General features: G+C 45.9%; 16 protein-coding genes. 4 read left to right on the top strand and 12 right to left on the bottom strand.

Annotation, left to right across the window (positions count from 1 at the left end; all coding sequences use genetic code 11):
* The first annotated feature begins 28 nt into the window (after positions 1–28).
* Together AC1DFM_RS01860 and AC1DFM_RS01865 are read left to right on the top strand one after the other, a co-directional pair.
* On the top strand, positions 29–1,741 hold the full coding sequence (locus AC1DFM_RS01860; RefSeq protein WP_477075027.1) for a SusD/RagB family nutrient-binding outer membrane lipoprotein: 1,713 nt from the start codon (positions 29–31) through the stop codon (positions 1,739–1,741).
* 76 nt (positions 1,742–1,817) lie between these two features.
* Entirely contained in the window at positions 1,818–3,134 is a 1,317-nt protein-coding gene (locus AC1DFM_RS01865) for a monooxygenase (RefSeq protein WP_477075028.1), read from the top strand.
* Here the strand turns inward: AC1DFM_RS01865 and AC1DFM_RS01870 are convergent.
* Positions 3,131–3,688: a thioredoxin domain-containing protein gene (locus AC1DFM_RS01870; RefSeq protein WP_477075029.1), complete on the bottom strand. Its 558-nt coding sequence runs from the start codon at positions 3,686–3,688 to the stop codon at positions 3,131–3,133. The two genes, AC1DFM_RS01865 and AC1DFM_RS01870, sit on opposite strands and share 4 nt — an antisense overlap.
* A 72-nt stretch (positions 3,689–3,760) precedes the next feature.
* Positions 3,761–5,044, bottom strand: a complete 1,284-nt coding sequence (locus AC1DFM_RS01875) for an HAD-IB family phosphatase (protein WP_477075030.1) — start codon at positions 5,042–5,044, stop codon at positions 3,761–3,763.
* Positions 5,045–5,283: 239 nt separating this feature from the next.
* Between AC1DFM_RS01875 and AC1DFM_RS01880 the strand changes: the two genes are divergently transcribed.
* Together AC1DFM_RS01880 and AC1DFM_RS01885 are read left to right on the top strand one after the other, a co-directional pair.
* Complete coding sequence (locus AC1DFM_RS01880) at positions 5,284–5,730, top strand: hypothetical protein (RefSeq protein WP_477075031.1); 447 nt, start codon at positions 5,284–5,286, stop codon at positions 5,728–5,730.
* Positions 5,731–5,884: 154 nt separating this feature from the next.
* Positions 5,885–6,352, top strand: coding sequence for a hypothetical protein (locus AC1DFM_RS01885; RefSeq protein WP_477075032.1), 468 nt, complete (start codon positions 5,885–5,887; stop codon positions 6,350–6,352).
* Here the strand turns inward: AC1DFM_RS01885 and AC1DFM_RS01890 are convergent.
* The 10 genes from AC1DFM_RS01890 to AC1DFM_RS01935 form a co-directional block, all read right to left on the bottom strand.
* The gene (locus AC1DFM_RS01890) at positions 6,343–8,157 is read right to left on the bottom strand and encodes an ABC transporter ATP-binding protein (RefSeq protein ID WP_477075033.1); all 1,815 of its coding nucleotides are present in this window, start codon (positions 8,155–8,157) and stop codon (positions 6,343–6,345) included. The two genes, AC1DFM_RS01885 and AC1DFM_RS01890, sit on opposite strands and share 10 nt — an antisense overlap.
* A 92-nt stretch (positions 8,158–8,249) precedes the next feature.
* Positions 8,250–8,666, bottom strand: coding sequence for a c-type cytochrome (locus tag AC1DFM_RS01895; protein WP_477075034.1), 417 nt, complete (start codon positions 8,664–8,666; stop codon positions 8,250–8,252).
* 5 nt (positions 8,667–8,671) lie between these two features.
* Positions 8,672–9,943, bottom strand: coding sequence for a PQQ-dependent sugar dehydrogenase (locus AC1DFM_RS01900; RefSeq protein WP_477075035.1), 1,272 nt, complete (start codon positions 9,941–9,943; stop codon positions 8,672–8,674).
* A gap of 124 nt (positions 9,944–10,067) precedes the next feature.
* Positions 10,068–13,160: a lantibiotic dehydratase gene (locus AC1DFM_RS01905; protein WP_477075036.1), complete on the bottom strand. Its 3,093-nt coding sequence runs from the start codon at positions 13,158–13,160 to the stop codon at positions 10,068–10,070.
* An 84-nt stretch (positions 13,161–13,244) separates the two neighbouring features.
* Positions 13,245–13,628 carry a response regulator gene (locus tag AC1DFM_RS01910; protein ID WP_477075037.1) on the bottom strand — a complete coding sequence of 128 codons (384 nt, stop codon included), beginning with the start codon at positions 13,626–13,628 and terminating at the stop codon, positions 13,245–13,247.
* 43 nt (positions 13,629–13,671) lie between these two features.
* Positions 13,672–13,866: a hypothetical protein gene (locus tag AC1DFM_RS01915; protein WP_477075038.1), complete on the bottom strand. Its 195-nt coding sequence runs from the start codon at positions 13,864–13,866 to the stop codon at positions 13,672–13,674.
* Between the two features lie 134 nt (positions 13,867–14,000).
* On the bottom strand, positions 14,001–14,756 hold the full coding sequence (locus tag AC1DFM_RS01920; RefSeq protein ID WP_477075039.1) for a LytR/AlgR family response regulator transcription factor: 756 nt from the start codon (positions 14,754–14,756) through the stop codon (positions 14,001–14,003).
* Positions 14,757–14,761: 5 nt separating this feature from the next.
* On the bottom strand, positions 14,762–15,757 hold the full coding sequence (locus AC1DFM_RS01925) for a sensor histidine kinase (RefSeq protein WP_477075040.1): 996 nt from the start codon (positions 15,755–15,757) through the stop codon (positions 14,762–14,764).
* Between the two features lie 742 nt (positions 15,758–16,499).
* Positions 16,500–16,874: a hypothetical protein gene (locus tag AC1DFM_RS01930; RefSeq protein WP_477075041.1), complete on the bottom strand. Its 375-nt coding sequence runs from the start codon at positions 16,872–16,874 to the stop codon at positions 16,500–16,502.
* A 19-nt stretch (positions 16,875–16,893) separates the two neighbouring features.
* The gene (locus AC1DFM_RS01935; RefSeq protein ID WP_477075042.1) at positions 16,894–17,640 is read right to left on the bottom strand and encodes a glycine-rich domain-containing protein; all 747 of its coding nucleotides are present in this window, start codon (positions 17,638–17,640) and stop codon (positions 16,894–16,896) included.
* Positions 17,641–17,647 lie beyond the last annotated feature (7 nt).

The raw sequence follows: 17,647 nt of genomic DNA on the forward strand, positions 1-17,647 counted from the left end.
TAATTGAAGTTGATCTAAAATATTAAGTATGAAAATGAAACAATACTTTTATACAACCCGTCCCTACACAGTAGTTACGCTGGCGCTGGGTATGCTTGCACTTTCCTGCAAGCGGGAAAAAATGGCAGAGTATAATACCGATCCTAAACTTATTTTAAACGTATCTCCCAAGCCGTTAATCGCTACGGCCACCGTTAGAATGCACGATAACAACTTCGAAGCATTTTACGATAACATCCGCTGTATCTCCAACTGGACGCAACAATTCGTCCGTAAAAATGGCAATGGCGTTGCCTTTACTACTACTGCCGGCGGTACCAACGCCCGCTACAGTACCTTCTATACCGGCATAGCACCACTGCTGATTGATGCACAGGAGAGAATAGATCTAATGCCAGCCGGACAGAAAGAAAAATATGCCTACATACGTGCCATTCCCAACATCCTGAAAGTATATTATGCCTGGTATGTATCAGATCCTAACGGCAGTCTGGCATATGTTGACGCGTTCCGCGCACGCGAGGGTGGAACGATGACTCCTGCTTATCAATCACAACAGGAGTTATTTACCATTTTTGATAAAGAACTGAAAGATGCCATTGCGGTGTTGAAATCCACGCCTGCTGCTATACAGGAATTACTCGGCCCCTCAGATCTCTACTTCCAGGGCGACCAGGCTTCTATCCAGAAATGGATCAAAGTAGCCAATTCCCTGCGCTTGAAAATAGCCATGCGCCTTACCAAACGCGATCCGGAAAAAGTGAAAGCCATTGCAGCGGAAGTACTGGCCGACAATGTAGGTGTCATTAACGCTCCTGCGGAAGAATGGATATTTATCGGCGGCACAGGATTTACACAAGGCGGTAACTGGAACCCTTATCCGGACGCAGGTTTCTCTGGTGAAAAAAATGTGGTGGACTACCTGTGGAACACACAGGACCCAAGACTACGACTGTTTTTCCGGAAGAATAGCTGGACCCAGGCGAACTTTAATGCAGCTAAACAACAAAATAAAATAGCTGCCAACGCTGTATGGAATCCGCGCCAATACTACGGCCAATACGCCAGCCCGGATGCCAGCAAAGATGATGACAAAAAACGCTTCTTTGCCAACATCGTTATCAAAGACGGGGGCAATGATCTAACACTGGATACTATTTCCCCCATCCAGCAAAGGCTTTTCCAATCAGAATATAATGGTGGTAACGGCCTCACCTCATTCCCGCTCATCACCTATGCAGATGTTTGCCTGATGCGCGCGGAACTGGCTGCCAGAGGCATGACCACCGAGTCTGCCCAGGACTGGTACAATAAAGGAATAGAAGCCTCTATACTGTTGTACGACCGTATGGGCAAGACCGCTCAGCTGTCTGACTACTCCGCTGTACAACCTGCAGAAATAGACACCTACAAACAACAACCCAACATCGCTTTCAATCCGGCCAAAGCATTGGAGCAAATTGCGATACAACAATATCTCACCTACTTCAAACAGCCGAATGAAGCATGGGCATTACTCAAGAGAACCGGTATGCCTAATACCACTACCAGCCTCGCACTGGAAGCACTCAAAGGTGACGGCCAACCGCTCGATATGCCTCGCAGATACGTGATCAACTACCCGCTGGGTGGTGATCTCAACTATACGAACAGAACCCAGGCGATCGATGACATGCGCAAAGATCCTGACTTCGGTTTCCCAACCGATATGTTCGGTAGAATCTGGTGGGATAAAAAATAGTCACTGATACCCATTCATACAGCAGGTTTGAGCAGATATTTTCTATCCCGCTCAAACCTGCTTATTTAACAACCATATGAAAAAAACAACCGTCCCCGTACTACTCCTCCTCCTGCTCTCTTTCACCAGCTTCGCACAGCAGGTAACCTTTTACGCCGATATCGCTCCCATCATCCATCGCAACTGTACGCCCTGCCACCGCCCCGGCGAATCAGGTCCCTTCCCGCTCATTACGTATGAAGACGTAGCCCGTCGCGCCAACTTCATCAAAAAAGTAACGGAAAGCCGGTACATGCCACCCTGGAAACCCGACGCCCACTACGCTTCTTTTGCCAATGAAAGACGCCTCTCTGATGCCGATATTCAACGCATTGCTGCCTGGGTAAATGATAAAGCGCCCAAAGGCAAACCCACCAAAGAAAATGAGATCCCCATCTTTACCACCGGCACCCAATACCATCGCCAACCCGACCTGGTGCTGAAAATGCCCAAACCCTTTCTTATCAAAGGCGATAACCTCGAACGATTTGTCGTGTTCCGCATCCCCTTCGAACTCGCAGACTCCATGAATGTAGAAGCCATTGAGTTTATTTCCGGCAATAAAAAGCTTGTACATCATGCCAACTACGCCGTATGCGCAGCGCCTCCCGGCATAGATATGAACGCCGGCGACGACTTCGTCAACGTCACAGAAGACGACCGCCGCAAAAATGAACAATACCGCCCCTTGCAACAAAACATGATTTACTACGGCGGATGGATTCCCGGCGCGTCGTATGAGTCTTACCCGAAAGATATGGGCTGGGTAATGCCCCGCAAAGGCGCTATCCTGCTAACGATACACTATGCCCCACAAGGCAAACCGGAAGAAGATATCAGCGGACTGAATGTCTTCTTCACCAAAACACCCGTGAAACGCAAAATAAATCTGATCAGCATCGGCTCCGGCGGCGTAGGCGAAAAAGATATTGACCCCTACTTTTATATTCAGCCTAACCGGGTGAAAACATTCACCGTGAAAGTAACTACCCCCGCGATGGATCAGTCGTTGCTATACGTATGGCCACATATGCACTTGCTGGGCAAAAAGTTCACCGCTTATGCTGTAACACCGCAAGGCGATACCATCCGCTTAGTCAACATCAACGATTGGGATTTTAAATGGCAGGAACTCTATCGCTTTAAACACCTGGTAAAAATACCACGCGGCTCTATACTCACTGTAGAAGGGACCTACGACAACACCGCGGAAAATCCTAACAACCCGTTTAATCCGCCGCAAACCATTTATTCAAGTGGAGATATGAAAAGTACAGATGAAATGCTCACCCTCGTCATGCTGGCCATGCCTTATGAACCAGGCGATGAAACAATGCCACTGGAGCTACCTTAGAAATCATTGATTAAACATCCTACCGGCGGCGCATAAGACACTACGACCGACTGTTGTTGCAAACTTTGTTGAATGGCATCCGTCAGATAATGTTCCGTAGCCGCTGGTCTTTTTTTACCGAGATTCACTACCCAGTTGTCAATAGCGCCCCGGTAAAGCGCGGTGCCCGCGTTATTGATCAGCAATACTTCCGGCGTCACCGTTGCGGCCAGATAAATACTCACTGCACGATCGTGGTCCCGGTGTATGGCAAACGGAATGGCGTAATGTTTCCGAAACCGGCGGATATCTTTCGGTGAATAGGCCTTGCCTGGTACAATACCTACAAAGCGCACCTGCCCTGCATATTGATGGCTCAATTGCTTCAACACCACACTATAATTCTTACACAACGGACACTCCGGCGATAAAAATACAAACACGGTGAAGCCGCCAGCCACTTCATTTTTCAAGGCGGGCATTTTAGTAACAAGGGTTGTTCGCTCATAGGTTTGCCCTGTGGCGGATAAACATCCGCCGGCACATAATAACCATAAACAAAGCCTTATTAACATGTCTGTACCGGTTTAAAAAAGAGCTGCCTCAAAATGAAACAGCTCTTTCTCTTTATAATTAATCAAATATACTCAATATAACACCCGGAAACTGATGGTATCTTTAATTTCCTTCAGGTCCTGCCATACTTTTTTATCATACTCCGCGCTGATGTCGGTAATCACGTAACCGATGCGCTCATTGGTCATCAGAAACTGCGATACAATATTTATTTCCTGATCTGCCAACACCTGGTTTACTTTCGCCATCATGCCCGGCACATTGCGGTGAATATGCACAAAACGATGTCCGTTCTTTACTTTAGGCAATTGAATATTCGGGAAATTGCTGCTCTTGAAAGCATCGCCGGTGTTGATAAAATTGGTAATGCTTTTTGCCACTCCTTCTGCCTTCTTCATGTTATCAAAAATAACAATCCCCATATCTGTACAAGTATCCTGCGAAATATATTTCTTGCTGTTGCCCAGATAGCCAATCACTTTCAAACGGGTAGCCTTGCTCAGTTTTTCCGGCGCAATAGCTTCCTTATGACCCAGCAAAATAATACCTGCTTCTTTCAGTTGCTTATCTTCCAGTTTAGCGGCGTGTTTCACCGTAAAGCCTTCTTTCTTCAGGTACTTCACAGCAGCATCCGGCACTTCTCCTACTACCCAGCATTGGATGCGGTTTTTAGGATAAGAAATGGCAGCGGGCAGGTTATTCAGATACAGGAATTCATCCAGACTGGGCGTAATGTGATCCGCTTTTTCTGTCACCGATTTACGTTCTATATTTTCCGTAAACGCATAAAATTTCTTGATCATGCCGGATTCTTTCAGCTGAAAGTCCGAGTAGCCGTCACCGATACCATGAATTTCTCCGGGCAGCTGCAATTCCTTCAGCAGCTTCACTTTCCCGCCTTCGTTGGATAATGGGTTATTTTCATCATATCCCACTATTTTCCCTTCCTCGTTAAACACAAAGGTGTTGGCGTAAATGTTTTCTTTTTTGATATGGAACGGCAATACTACTGGCGTGATGAACTCTTTAAAACCACCGGATACAATCAGTACCTCATCTGCATGATGTTTGAAGAAATCTTTATTTCTTGAAAAAGAAGTAGACACCTGTTTTTTTAAATGCTTCACCAACTGCTTCAGATGGTCCTTATTGGCTTCCAGTAACTGTACCCTTCCGGCCAGGCTTTCGCGGAAAGACAACTTTCCTTCCATCGCCAGATTGGTCAGATCCTCGATTTTCTTATAGATCTGTTCCCGCTCCGGGTGCTCCTGCAGGGAAATGCGCGCCAGTTCATCCAGTGCTTCCACCTGTGTAAAGGTGCTGTCGAAATCAATAATATAATACTTTTTACTCACGGATTTATTTTTAAATAGCCTGCTGTTGCGCTTATCGGAGCACAAAATTATAAGTTTAAATAAACTTTAAAAGACAATCTTTCCTTTGAGGCTATATGAGATCTTGAAAATATTACTATAGGGAGATGCCTAACGCATGGGCCATATCCGCCGCTACAGCAGGCGCACGGAGGTATCCATCTCACAAAATATTTTGATAACAAAAAATATTACATTACTTTTTCCTCAAATATGTGTAAATGGAACGTCAACAAGCGAAATGCCCTAACTGTGGAAGCACAGAATTTATTCTGCCAGTCATCGATGAAATGGCCTGGCTACACGCCCGCGACAATCCTACGGTAACCGTTACCTGTACCCATTGCAGCTCTAAATACCAGACCGCAGCATCTGTTAACATGGTGAAAGCGAAAGAACCAGCGCCGGTGCAAATATCTTTCGTACAAGCCTCCCCAACAGCAACAACAGGCCCTTCAAATCTGGGGCTAAAGTTTATACAGACATTAGCACATATAGCTGCCGTCCTTGCGGGCATTGTCACCATTATTGCGTTGATTGGCGCCTATATGGAAACCCAACCAGATGGTAGAACCGGCCTAATCTGCACAACAGTAGTTTTCGCTGGCCTCACCTTCCTCTTTACACTGATGGCACGCTCCTTAAAAAAACGGATCATGAGGTACTAATAAACAACAATACGGATCATGAAAATATTATCATAGGGAGATGACGAACACATAGCGCCTGCACGCCGCTACAGCAGGCGCACGGAGGTATCTATCTCACAAAATATTTTGATACCAGAAAATATTATATTATTTTTTCTGCAAATATGTATGAATGGAGCGCCACCAAACGCAATGCCCTAACTGTGGAAGTGCTGAATTTATTTCACCTGTCATCGATAATCAAATCGCCCTATTACTCGCGGGCAATAGTCCCATTGTGACCGTTACCTGTACCCATTGCGGATCAAAATTTCAAACGGATGCCTCTATTAATATGGTGGCTGCCAGGCAACCGGCACCGCAGCCGGTAATAACAACACCCGCAGCACCGGAAGAAAAATCATCCAGGCTCACGTTGCAGATAGTGCGGATCATCGCTATCCTGGCAAGTATTCCAGCGGCGATTGTCGCCCTGATTTCTCTGATAGTCACCTTTACATCAGCACCTACCAACGAGAGAGGCGGCATGATCATCATGACCCTGATTTACATCGGCGGAACTGCAGCCCTTATTGCAATGGCCCGGAACTGTGGTAAACGGATTGCCAACATACAGAAAAGACTAAATAATCAACTATAGGGCGCTTCTTCCCAGCTGTCGTCCTCTTCTTCCGGCTCCTCTTCTATGGCGGTAATCTCAGCTGGTCTTCGTTCACCAATCTGTTGCCGCCACATGGCATAGTAAAGCCCTTTATGTGCTACCAATTCGTCGTGCGTACCGGTTTCCGCGATCTTACCTTTTTCCAGTACAATGATCCGATCCGCATGCATAATGGTCGACAACCGGTGCGCAATCAATACCGTAATCTGTTCCCGGCGCGCAGAAATACTCCTCACCGTATCTGTAATCGCTTCCTCCGTAATAGAATCCAACGCGGAAGTAGCTTCATCAAAAATCAGTAAACGGGGCCGCCGGATCAATGCCCGCGCAATGGAAATACGCTGCTTTTCCCCGCCGGATAATTTCACACCGCCTTCTCCCAGCTTCGTATAAATCCCCTTCCCCGACCTCGCCAGCAACCCTGTACAGGAGGCCTTCTCCAGCGCTTCCAATATCTCCGCATCCGTGGCATCTGACTTTACAAACAACAGGTTGTCTTTAATCGTTCCGGCAAACAGCTGCGTGTCTTGCGTGACAAACCCTATTTGCCGCCGCAATGCATTAAACCGGATATCCGCGGTAGGCACATCGTTGTAATATATTTCGCCAGATACCGGCTTATACAAACCTACCAACAGCTTCACCAGCGTAGATTTTCCGGAACCGGAAGGCCCCACAAAAGCAATCGTTTCACCCGTTTCCACTGCAAAAGAAATTCCATCCAATGCGTTGGAGTTAGCCGTTTTATGTTTGAAAACCACGTCTTCAAAGCGCAACTGCTGCAACGCGCCTATTTCTATCGGCTCCAACGGACGCTCTTCCACCGGCCGCTGCATCAGGTGGTGAAATAAATTCAACGACGCCTCCGCCTCCCGGTATTGTATAATGATATTCCCCAAATCCTGCAGCGGCACAAAGATAGCCGTGGTAATAAACTGCATGGTGATCAACTCACCCGTTGTTAAAATATTGCGGAAAATAAGCCAGAGTAAAATAAACAGGATGGATTGTTTCAGCACATTCAACGTAGTGCCCTGTAAAAAAGATAAGGTTCTCACCTGCCTGGTTTTCTCCATCTCCAGGTCGTATATTTTCTGTGTAAAGGTTTTTAAACGCCTGATCTCCGGGAAGGTCAACCCCAGACTTTTCACCAGTTCTATATTACGTAACGATTCTGTAATAGCACCAGACAATTGCAGCGTTTCCCGGTTAATGGCGCGTTGCACCGTTTTCATTTTCTTACTGAGTAAACCCGTGAGTCCTCCTAAAAAAACGATGCCCACCACAAATACCGGTATCAACGCCCAATGTTTGGTAATGGCATACCAGATTAAAAATCCCATGCCTACTATCGATGTAAACAGGATGTTGATAAATGCGGTGATGAAACGTTCTGTATCCGTTCTTACTTTTTGTAATACGGCCAGCGTTTCTCCGCTACGCTGTTCTTCATATTCTTCAAAACTCAGGCGGAGCGTTTGTTTCAAGCCATCGTTGAATACCTGCATCCCAAATTTCTGCACTACCAGCCGCAACACATAATCCTGGAAAGCTTTGGCTAGCCGCGCCAGCAACGCCACCGCGACGGCGGCTGCCAACCAGAACAAAACTCCTTTCACCAACTCCGGCTGTGATTTCGTGGCCGTTTTACTGGCGTAGTCATCAATGATTTTTCCGAATATCAACGGATCAATCATAATCAGAATCTGGCTGGTGCCCGCCAGCAGCAATGATAATACCACCAACCACCGGTGGGGCTTCAGGTAATTCCAGAGTACTTTCATATCTACAATATACAATAACCAGCATACCGCCGGCATTATAGCTGTTAACAGCCACACGGCTGATTATGTTCTGCCAGATATGCTTTCTCCGCCTACTTTGCTGCTCTCGCCTTCTGCACCTCCGCCACCGTTACTGCACTGGCTTTGTTGCCGAAATTGCTCCGTACATAAGTCAACACATCTGCTATTTCCTGGTCTTTCAGAAAATTATGCGGTGGCATGTTATTGGAATAATATTCGTCATCAATCGGTTCAGACGACTGCATACCTTTCAATATCACCTGCACCAACTTATTCTTATTCCCCAGCACAAAGGAAGTTTTTATCAGTGGCGGATTTAAGCGTGGTACCCCACTGCCATCTACCTGGTGACAGGTTAAACAGTATTGCTCATACACTTTCTTGCCCCTGCTGGCGGATTGGTTACCACCAGGCTTCTTCGGGGTTTGCGCTGATAAAAAAGAAAGTGTTGCACAAAGTGCAACACCCATAAAAATCATTTTTTTCATACTTGTTATTTACCGCTATAACTGATTTTATAGACCGTTCCTTTTACATCATCTGTTACATACAGGGAACCATCCGGGCCCTGTGCTAATCCACATGGACGGTGCTTCGCCTGGCCGGGTGATTGGATATTGGCCACACCGGCAAAGTCATCTGCAAACACTTCCCAAGGACCGGAAGGCTTGCCATTTTTAAAAGGTACAAAGGCTACCAGGTAACCTTTTTGTCCCTTCTGACGATTCCAGGAACCATGCAGCGCCACGAAAGCGCCGTTTTTATACTTCTCCGGAAACTGATGACCGGTATAGAACAGCAAGCCATTAGGCGCCATATGCGCAGGGAATGTTACTACCGGATCTATTGCTTTCTCTCCACCGGTTTTAACCCCATCGCCACCATATTCAGGTGCCAGCATTTTCTGATGCTTGAAGCCATCATAGTAAATATAAGGCCATCCCGCATCATCGCCTTTTTTCAGGGCATACATACATTCCGCCGGCAACTCATTCCCTTGTTCCAGGTTGTAATACTCCGGGAACATATCAAACAAACCATCGCGGCCATGTTGCATCACGAACAGCTGATTCAACTCCGTATTCCAATCCAGGCCTACCACATTACGTAAGCCGGTAGCATACCGTACACCATCCCCATAAGTCTGATTTAACTTATCCGCTTTAAACTGCCAGATACCGCCAGCAGAATCCAGTATTGGGCATCCGGCAATTCCTTTGGAACCCTTGGCCCTATCCTGCACCTGGCAGGAGTTGGAGTAAGCACCGATGTTCACGTAAATATTACCCGCGTTATCCAATGCCAACGATTTAGACTCGTGTTGGTGGCGATTAATCAAACCTGTCACTATTCTTTCCGGCTGCTCCTCATTAATGATTTCATGCTTATCGTTCAATTTATAACGATAAACGTCTTCATCCGAAGATGCATACAGGTAGTTGCCTTTGATCACGATACCCGTCCCTTTGTAAGTGCCAAAAGTTTTGGCAGCGCCATTATGTATCACCGCAATGGCTTTACCGGGTTTGGACGACTGGATTTTTACATAGATATCGCCCTGTGGGGTTACCGCAATGTGACGGGCAGCTCCCAGATTGTCTGCCACTACCTGGGCCTTAAAGCCGGCCGGCAGCTTCAAACCTGCATTGCCCGGGTCTGCAACAATACGATGATGCAGCACAGTGCTGTCGCCGGTATGTGCATAACTCTGTACAGATAAGGTCATCACAGACAAGCATCCCAGCAAAACTATTTTTATTTTCATGCTATTATGTTTTCAATGAAATAAGCGGGTTTTCTCTTATGCTGTAAAAATAACAAGGTTTTTAGTTAATCCGTAAATATTGGATAAATGGCGGAGCCGCTACGGATCATCTTTGCAGCCGGCATCATCCCCTGGCTATTTTCGACGCATAGTACTTCATCCCGTAATGGTACAATACCAGCTCCTGCAGCCGGGCGCTGGCGCTAAACATCCGGTTAAGAAACATATGCAGGTAATGCGGCATCAACGCCGTTGCTGCTGGTGGATCAACTTCCCTGATCCGGTCCGCCAGGGCCCTCATGGCTATCCGCCGGGTGTGCAGTATTTCCGCGGCCCCGGCTGGCAACGTATAATCATGCCCGTTATCATCCAACACGCTGGCAATTTGCCGTGCCGCTGCGCGATATTTGTTATTCAGTTGAAATTGCAGCTGATCATCCCCTTTGTGCTCTTCAAAAAACTGTTGCTGCAATTCCTGGAATAGCTGCCATTTCATGCGGGACGTATAGCCGAACTCCGTCAACAGATCATCCGCCCCTTTCAGCGCCAACAACCAGCGCTCATTGGTTTCTGCGGCGCCAATCAATAACAACAACTGACTTACCGCAATACTGTCGTGGAAAAAGAATTGCTCACTGAGTACCATGGTCGTTGCGCCATACCGCTCCAGCTCACGTGTATACGTGTCAAACTGAATCTTTTGCACAATATCATTGTCCAGGTAAGATAACAACGCGTCCTGCAATTGTTGAATAATAACCGGACTGCTTTTTTGATAATCGGGCAAATGAAAACGGATACGGATATGATGCTCCGGGTCCTGGTAGCGAATAAAAAACCAATAGTCGGTTAACTGCGAAGCCTGCAGCTGATTCACCAATGGTAACAATGCTTTTATTAACAGCTTATCGGTCCATTTGGCGCCACAATAAATTTTCGCGTACAACCATTCGCTTCCCGGCGGAAAATGCCGTCGGATAGCAGTGGTAGTATCCACCAACGACGCGCGCTGTGCCGGATAGGGATACGCTTTATTACGAAACGGTATAATGATTTCATTACAAAAGAAGCCACTTTCATTAGCCAGCAAACGGGAATCTTCCTGAAACAGCTGCTCGTATAACAGCACATTTCCTTTCTTCAGTTTATCGGTCAGCAACATTACAGCAAATACATCGGACAGGTGAATCAACAACTCATTATCTCCTTCAGACAACAGCACCCAATCGGGCATCCGATGCTGTACTTTCAGCTGTTGTATGGCCTCGGCAGGTGTAGCTATTTTCAATAATCCCTGGAATGCCTCTTGTGTAATGTACCACCTTGCTCTTTCCAGTATCACCTGTTTATACACCACTCTGGGCAGGAATGGTTGTGTACTCAGATGCCCCCAGCTCCAATCGATAGACAACGATTGCTGCAATTGCAGATCACACAAAAATTTATAGGCGGCCAGGCCACGGTGGAAATTATGTGCGCTGGTCAACCTTGGTAATACTTCTTTGTTCAGCCGGGCAGAACGTAATATCACCCGGTTATTACGCACAGAAACGTATAGATCACTGACAGGCAACTGAAATGCCTCCTCTACACCCGACTTACCTAAAAAAGGTATTTCATAGTCGTATAGGCGTGGACGTAGTAATATATTTCCGGTGCGGCCCTCCGGCAGATGTACCACCTCTGCCAGCACCCGGTCTTGTTCCAATGCCTGCTCCTCTCTGGCAAAAGCTTTCAGGTGGGCTTGCAGGGTTTCATTGCCGGCAGCAAATCGCCCCATCAATGCCAGGGCATTGGGGCCATTGCAGGACTTAAGCTGCAGTTGAAAATCGCCGCGGTCCAGTGCTCCGGCATCTGTGGCAATCAACGTCCCCATCAAGGTCATGAATGGAGGCAACAACACCGGGGTACCGGCGGCGCCTAACGAATCCAGGTCGCTGTCTGTAATGTGGATAACGGTACGCTGCTGTTGCTGTGCCAGCAGGAATTGTTCCAGCACAAATTTCGTTTGTGCATTCCAGTGAAGCCGTTCATTCTTTTTGGAGGCGGGCATCACCAGGTCATCTATCAACGGCGTGTAGCTGGACTTATCTCCTGCAATAATGCCGTAGCCAATGCCGGATTCGCTGTCTAACGCCTGCAGCAGCGGGATTTCCCGCTGATCGTATTGCTGGATAAATTGTTGTATAAATGTTTCAAGGTCGGCGGGTGTTCGTTGTGTGCCCAGCGGCGCGAGGCGTTCCATCTGTTGCAGTACCGTAGTGGTCACTTTTTCAGAAAGGTCCGCCGTGGCGGGTTCAAAGAAAAGGTCTACCTGTACAGGATCTTTCACGGGGATATCCGGAAAATTGGCAGTCAGTAAGGCCTTTATTTCCTGGTAATATGACACCCCGGTGGTTTGTAAAGGCAACAACGCATTAATGCGCTGTAAGGCCGGCAAACAGGCCAATCCGGGGGCTGCGATGGTTAGTTCATTAATGAGTTCCTGCAAGCTATCGGGTCGGGTGATAGCAGGCGTCAGGCCCGTTACCAGGATCTGATTGGCAATCAGTAATTCAATAAACGACCGGGCTTCTTCCGCTGGGATATCAAATTGCTCCAGTGTAGCCACCAGTGCGGATATCTTTGCCCCGTGCTTCGCGTGACGAAGCACGGCGGTTATATATTCGTTCTGTGTAAAGGCGCTGAGGAAATAATGTCGTTTCTTATCGCGCTGCTGGTATTCAAAATAGCGGGCTGCATCCCCATGTGGATACAGGCTGTTATTAGGATAAAAGTGCAATTGTTCCCGGAGTTCCGGCCACTGTACCAGTTCATTCACCAGGTCAGATAAATACTCCATATCCAGGCGGGTTACCTTATGCCGGTTGGCGGCGGCAGGCGAAAAGTGGGAAGTCTCCGGCACAATACGTCCGGTAGCACAGCCGGCAAATAGTCCATACGGCGTGCAGCGTACGCTCATTCTCAGCAGGTAGCGATATAATGCCAGGGGCATTTTGAGCCGTTGATCGGGCTGTTCCAGCCATTTCATCATCTCTGCATGCAGGGCAGGGCTGGCGAGAAATACTGCCTCCTGTAATAGTGCACTGGTATAGATTTCTCTCATTGCGGCAATGAAAGAGGCTTCCTCGTTACGGCTCCTGCGATGCAGGCGAATCGCTTCTTCACATGACAATAGCGGCATCCTAAGCAGGTAGAAGCCGCAGGTAGTTAGCATGGACATATCCTTTAAACATACTTCATTTTACCAGGGAATAGTGATTTCCTGGTCAGCATGTCTAAATATAAATAAAAAAGATACTTAATGGTGTTGGGTGATACCAATTTTAACGCCGGGGATGACACGTTCCATTTCCTCTACAAATTTCTTGTAACTGGCTGGTTTGCCCAGGTACCCTTGCTTTTCCTTCCAGCAAAGGGATTTTATTTCCTGGCTGGAGTAAGCGGTTACAAGAATAAAAACGCAGTCCTTTTTAAGGAACTGCGCTATAATGTCTCTTGTATTACCTCTTAAATTCACATCCAAAAAAACAACATCCACTTTTCTTTCGGCGATCAGGTCATCAATGGTCGTCAATTCTGACGCCTTCGTTACGAGTTTCAGATAGGAGGTTCTTTGGATATAGCTTTCCAGTATGTCCAATGCCAACGGCTCGTCATCTACTATGGCACATCTGTATTGCATTTCAAGAAGGGGTTAAACAATTAGGAATAGTAACACATATCAATTAACCTATTGATGTGGTTTTTGTTGTCAAAACAGTAGACCCAAGTGTAGGAGGAATAGTAGGCAAACTAGTATCCTGACTGGGAGCCCAATTATCGTATGCACTCATATTTTGGATGGTGGCAACGTCTGCTTTTGAAATAATTTCCTTCTCTAATGTCAACATAGGGCGGTAGTTCAAGCTTGTTTTTTGCATAAAAATTCCGTTTAAGAAAAACTAACAATTGATATCAATAGCCGAAGCTCGTCCATCAATATTAAATCACATATTTTATTAGACGTAAGTACATTTATTTTCGACCAACTGCTCCGGCTACCCGGCAGGGGTTGTTATTCTTCGTCGTCATTATAGTTAGCGATGCCAAGTAATCTTTTCAGGTCCTGCCGGGATGATTTGGAGATGATCACCGTTTGTCCGTTTATCACCTCTACGGTATTACCCATAATGGATTTAATGGCCTGCAGGCGTATAATGTAGGATTTATGAATTCGCATAAACTGATCTGCCGGCAATAGGTCTTCCATTACTTTCATCCGCATATAAGTGATGATATTCTTATCCCCACAAACAATTTTAATATAATCTTTCATCCCTTCCACGTAGTAGATATCGTCAAAAAGGATCTTGGTTAACTTATTATTATCTTTTACGAACAGGTGATTAGTGGGGGTAACTTTCGGTTTTGCCGGCTCCGGCGCTGCGGCCGCTGGCTGTTGCCGCTGGCCCATATGAGTACGGGCTTTATTGACCGCCTTCAGGAATCGTTCAAATGAAATTGGCTTGACAAGGTAATCTACCGCATCCAGCTCAAAACCTGCGATGGCATGCTCTCTAGAAGCCGTAGTAAAAATTACGAATGGGGGATTACTCAATGAGCGGATCATTTCTATACCATTGATATTGGGCATCTGTATATCTGAAAACAACAGATCTACAGGCTGCCGCTGCAATTCACTGATGGCATCAAAGGCATTTTCACAAAAAGCTACCGGTTGCAGATAAGGCACCCGTCCTATGTACGTCTCCATCAGGTCTCTCGCAAATGGCTCATCATCCACTACAAGGCAGGTAATTATTTGATCCATATTTTTTAGTTCAACGTTAGTGTCAAGACAACTTTGTAATATTCGGGATTATTTTCAATAAATAAAGTATGCTCAGCTGGGTACAGTAAAATAAGCCGTTTACGGGTGTTGGTAAGACCAATACCGCCCTGTACTTTTTTAACGGCTGGTTGCTCTCCCTTGCTATTGGAAATTTCAAATCTGAGCTGTTTGTCTGCCACCTCCAGAGAGGCATGTATCCAGCATTTATCTGAATTAGTACTATGTGAATATTTAAAGGCATTTTCTACAAACGGGAACATCAGTAATGGCGCAATCAGGTGATCTCCCATCTGATCTGTATCACAGCTAAAACGGATGCTGGCATTTTTACCATAACGTACGCTTTCCAGCTCCACATAGTTTTGCAGGAATTCTGCTTCCATCTCCAGCGGGACCTTCTCTGCATTGGAATCATACAGGGTATAGCGCATCATTTCAGACAGGTGCATGATCAGGTCCGATGCCAGCGCGTCATTCCTGATCGACAAAGAATAAATATTATTTAACGTGTTAAACAGGAAATGTGGATTTAACTGGGAACGCAGAAAACTCACCTCCAGATTCAGGTTATCCCTTTCCAGCCGCAAGGTACGGGTAGAAGCCCGGATCACGTCCAATACCAGCTTCAGTGATAAAACCGGTCCGATAGTCATTAACACCGGTAAAAAAATCTTCATCATATGGCCGAATGAAAATACCCCCGGCCAGCCCGCCGCCACTATCCGCTTCAGAAATTCCCGCAGAGAGGTATCATCAATCACCATATATTTCACCGCATACACAGAAAACAGGTAATTGTCTATCGACCAAAACACGAAAGGCACATAAAAACATAATAATCCCAGGAAAAAATATCCCTTCAACAATACCTTAGGTACAATGAGATAAAAAGTAAAATAAAAGAAGAACATAGCGCCTAGCACGTTCCGGACCATGAAAACCATACTCACCCCAAATGATACGGTGAAGCTGGAACTCATCATAAAGCTATAGAGCACCGCCATTAAAACCCACAAGATCACATGCGCCCATACCCTGATGTTTGTGGTATAGTATCTATCAGATAAAAAAAATGAAAACCATTCCATTAATTTCCTGCTGACATCAGGTGGTTTCCCACTGGTTCTACTTCTGAAAAAAGCTAGCATTTTATCCCTTATATATAAAATTTACACTAAGCAGCAGGCAAGTAATATAAAAATACATTATCAATTCGAAATTTCTTTATCATATAAAATATTTTAATTATACAAATATCACTTTTAGTCTATAACTTACACATTTGCAGCTGCTTCTACCCCTCCTCCCATTTACAATGTTGGATACAACCATACTTTCATCGCGTTTATCAGTCACTTCATCTAATAAGTTTAACAGGCTCCCGGATAATGCTGACTTTTGATTTGTTACCAGATGCTAACAGTGACGAGAAGATCTTTATTTGAAAAATCATAAAAACAAGGATGAAGTTGCGCAACAACTTGCGGTCATTATACTTTCATCCATTGTTGTTACCATTGTCACTTTAACATAAACTAATTTAATAATATTACGCCAATCTGGTCAGAAAACCTAGCACATTTCGTCCAACGTTCACTCCAAAAAAAACTAATAATCAGAGCGAGGATACAACATATCTGCCTGCTCATGTTATTCTATTCTATGTAAACACTATGAGAATCCCCCTGCAGCTCCTAAACTCCTGAAGAGATAGACGCCCGTCTATCTCTTTCTTTTATATCCCTGCTCTACCAACCGCCAAAGGAATATCTCCGCCACCAACATCCCCACCAGATAGCCCACCGGCTTATGATGATATATACCCTGACAAAGTCTTGCAAGGCCTATTCCCAACATAAAAATAAATAACCCCCTGATTGGAACATAGCCCGCAACAGTAGTATGGCAGAAACGTGACACCAATAGCGCCACTACACTGCCACCCACACAAAACGCATAAAAAGCAACAAACAAAGGCCCCCGTATCACAAATGGATTCCATTGGCCAGTAACACTATACAAATACAAAAAAGGTAAAAAAGCGGCAATTACGGTGCAAATATATCCCCCCAGGGGACTTAAAGTAATGCGTTTCATATGATCTTATTTTAAATTTTCAGGAACCACATCCGCCGCAACCACTCCCGCAACTACTGCCACAGCTGCTACCACAACTACTGCCGCTGCTACAACTACTGCCGCAACTACCACCACTACTGCTATCGGACCCTGATTTTTCACCAGGCTTCCCATCTCTGTTGATGGCCCTGGCAATCACCAATCCCCAGAAGACAATCATAATGATCACCCCCATTGGCGCACTGTCTCGGCTACAGCCGGGAAATAAAAAGAAAGAAAAGAGGAAGAAGAGAAAGGCTAACCAATACTTGCGAAACAGGGAACTTCGCTTTACTAAAACAGGGGGAGCATTACAGGGCCAGTAGTCTGCCGGCGGATCTTCTCCGAAATATTGCCGGTACTGTTGCCGGGTATCATCCTCCCAGGCCAGGTATTTTTGTTTTTCTGCTACTCCACCGGAAGAAGGGTAATGGTGGATTTTTCGTTGGAGCGTTTTCTCACAAAATTCCTCCCAGTAATTTTGTGTATACAACAAGTGCTGGTGCCACACTTTATCTACAATTGGCGAAGGAGAGGCGCCAGTGGGAGAAATACAACAGAGGTAAATAAATCGCTTGTACTCCTGGATGGCTTTCTGCGTAAACCCTTTATCCCATTTATTTTCCCGGGCCAGCTTTTTGGAAAATGGAATCGCTGCATCAGGGTCATCCATCCGGAAAGCTTCAATTTGCTGCCATAGCAGCATGCCCGGCGATAAGGCTACAAATTCATTGTTTTTAATCATATACGTT

The sequence above is a fragment of the Chitinophaga sp. 05T412 genome, assembly GCF_056396465.1.

Excerpts from the sequence above, each read along its gene's own strand:
- AC1DFM_RS01860 (WP_477075027.1), top strand. The coding sequence starts at position 29 with ATGAAAATGAAACAATACTTTTATACAACCCGTCCCTACACAGTAGTT.
- AC1DFM_RS01865 (WP_477075028.1), top strand. The coding sequence starts at position 1,818 with ATGAAAAAAACAACCGTCCCCGTACTACTCCTCCTCCTGCTCTCTTTC.
- AC1DFM_RS01870 (WP_477075029.1), bottom strand. The coding sequence starts at position 3,688 with ATGTTAATAAGGCTTTGTTTATGGTTATTATGTGCCGGCGGATGTTTA.
- AC1DFM_RS01880 (WP_477075031.1), top strand. The coding sequence starts at position 5,284 with ATGGAACGTCAACAAGCGAAATGCCCTAACTGTGGAAGCACAGAATTT.
- AC1DFM_RS01885 (WP_477075032.1), top strand. The coding sequence starts at position 5,885 with ATGGAGCGCCACCAAACGCAATGCCCTAACTGTGGAAGTGCTGAATTT.
- AC1DFM_RS01890 (WP_477075033.1), bottom strand. The coding sequence starts at position 8,157 with ATGAAAGTACTCTGGAATTACCTGAAGCCCCACCGGTGGTTGGTGGTA.
- AC1DFM_RS01895 (WP_477075034.1), bottom strand. The coding sequence starts at position 8,666 with ATGAAAAAAATGATTTTTATGGGTGTTGCACTTTGTGCAACACTTTCT.
- AC1DFM_RS01900 (WP_477075035.1), bottom strand. The coding sequence starts at position 9,943 with ATGAAAATAAAAATAGTTTTGCTGGGATGCTTGTCTGTGATGACCTTA.
- AC1DFM_RS01905 (WP_477075036.1), bottom strand. The coding sequence starts at position 13,160 with ATGCTAACTACCTGCGGCTTCTACCTGCTTAGGATGCCGCTATTGTCA.
- AC1DFM_RS01910 (WP_477075037.1), bottom strand. The coding sequence starts at position 13,628 with ATGCAATACAGATGTGCCATAGTAGATGACGAGCCGTTGGCATTGGAC.
- AC1DFM_RS01915 (WP_477075038.1), bottom strand. The coding sequence starts at position 13,866 with ATGCAAAAAACAAGCTTGAACTACCGCCCTATGTTGACATTAGAGAAG.
- AC1DFM_RS01920 (WP_477075039.1), bottom strand. The coding sequence starts at position 14,756 with ATGGATCAAATAATTACCTGCCTTGTAGTGGATGATGAGCCATTTGCG.
- AC1DFM_RS01925 (WP_477075040.1), bottom strand. The coding sequence starts at position 15,757 with ATGAGTTCCAGCTTCACCGTATCATTTGGGGTGAGTATGGTTTTCATG.
- AC1DFM_RS01930 (WP_477075041.1), bottom strand. The coding sequence starts at position 16,874 with ATGAAACGCATTACTTTAAGTCCCCTGGGGGGATATATTTGCACCGTA.
- AC1DFM_RS01935 (WP_477075042.1), bottom strand. The coding sequence starts at position 17,640 with ATGATTAAAAACAATGAATTTGTAGCCTTATCGCCGGGCATGCTGCTA.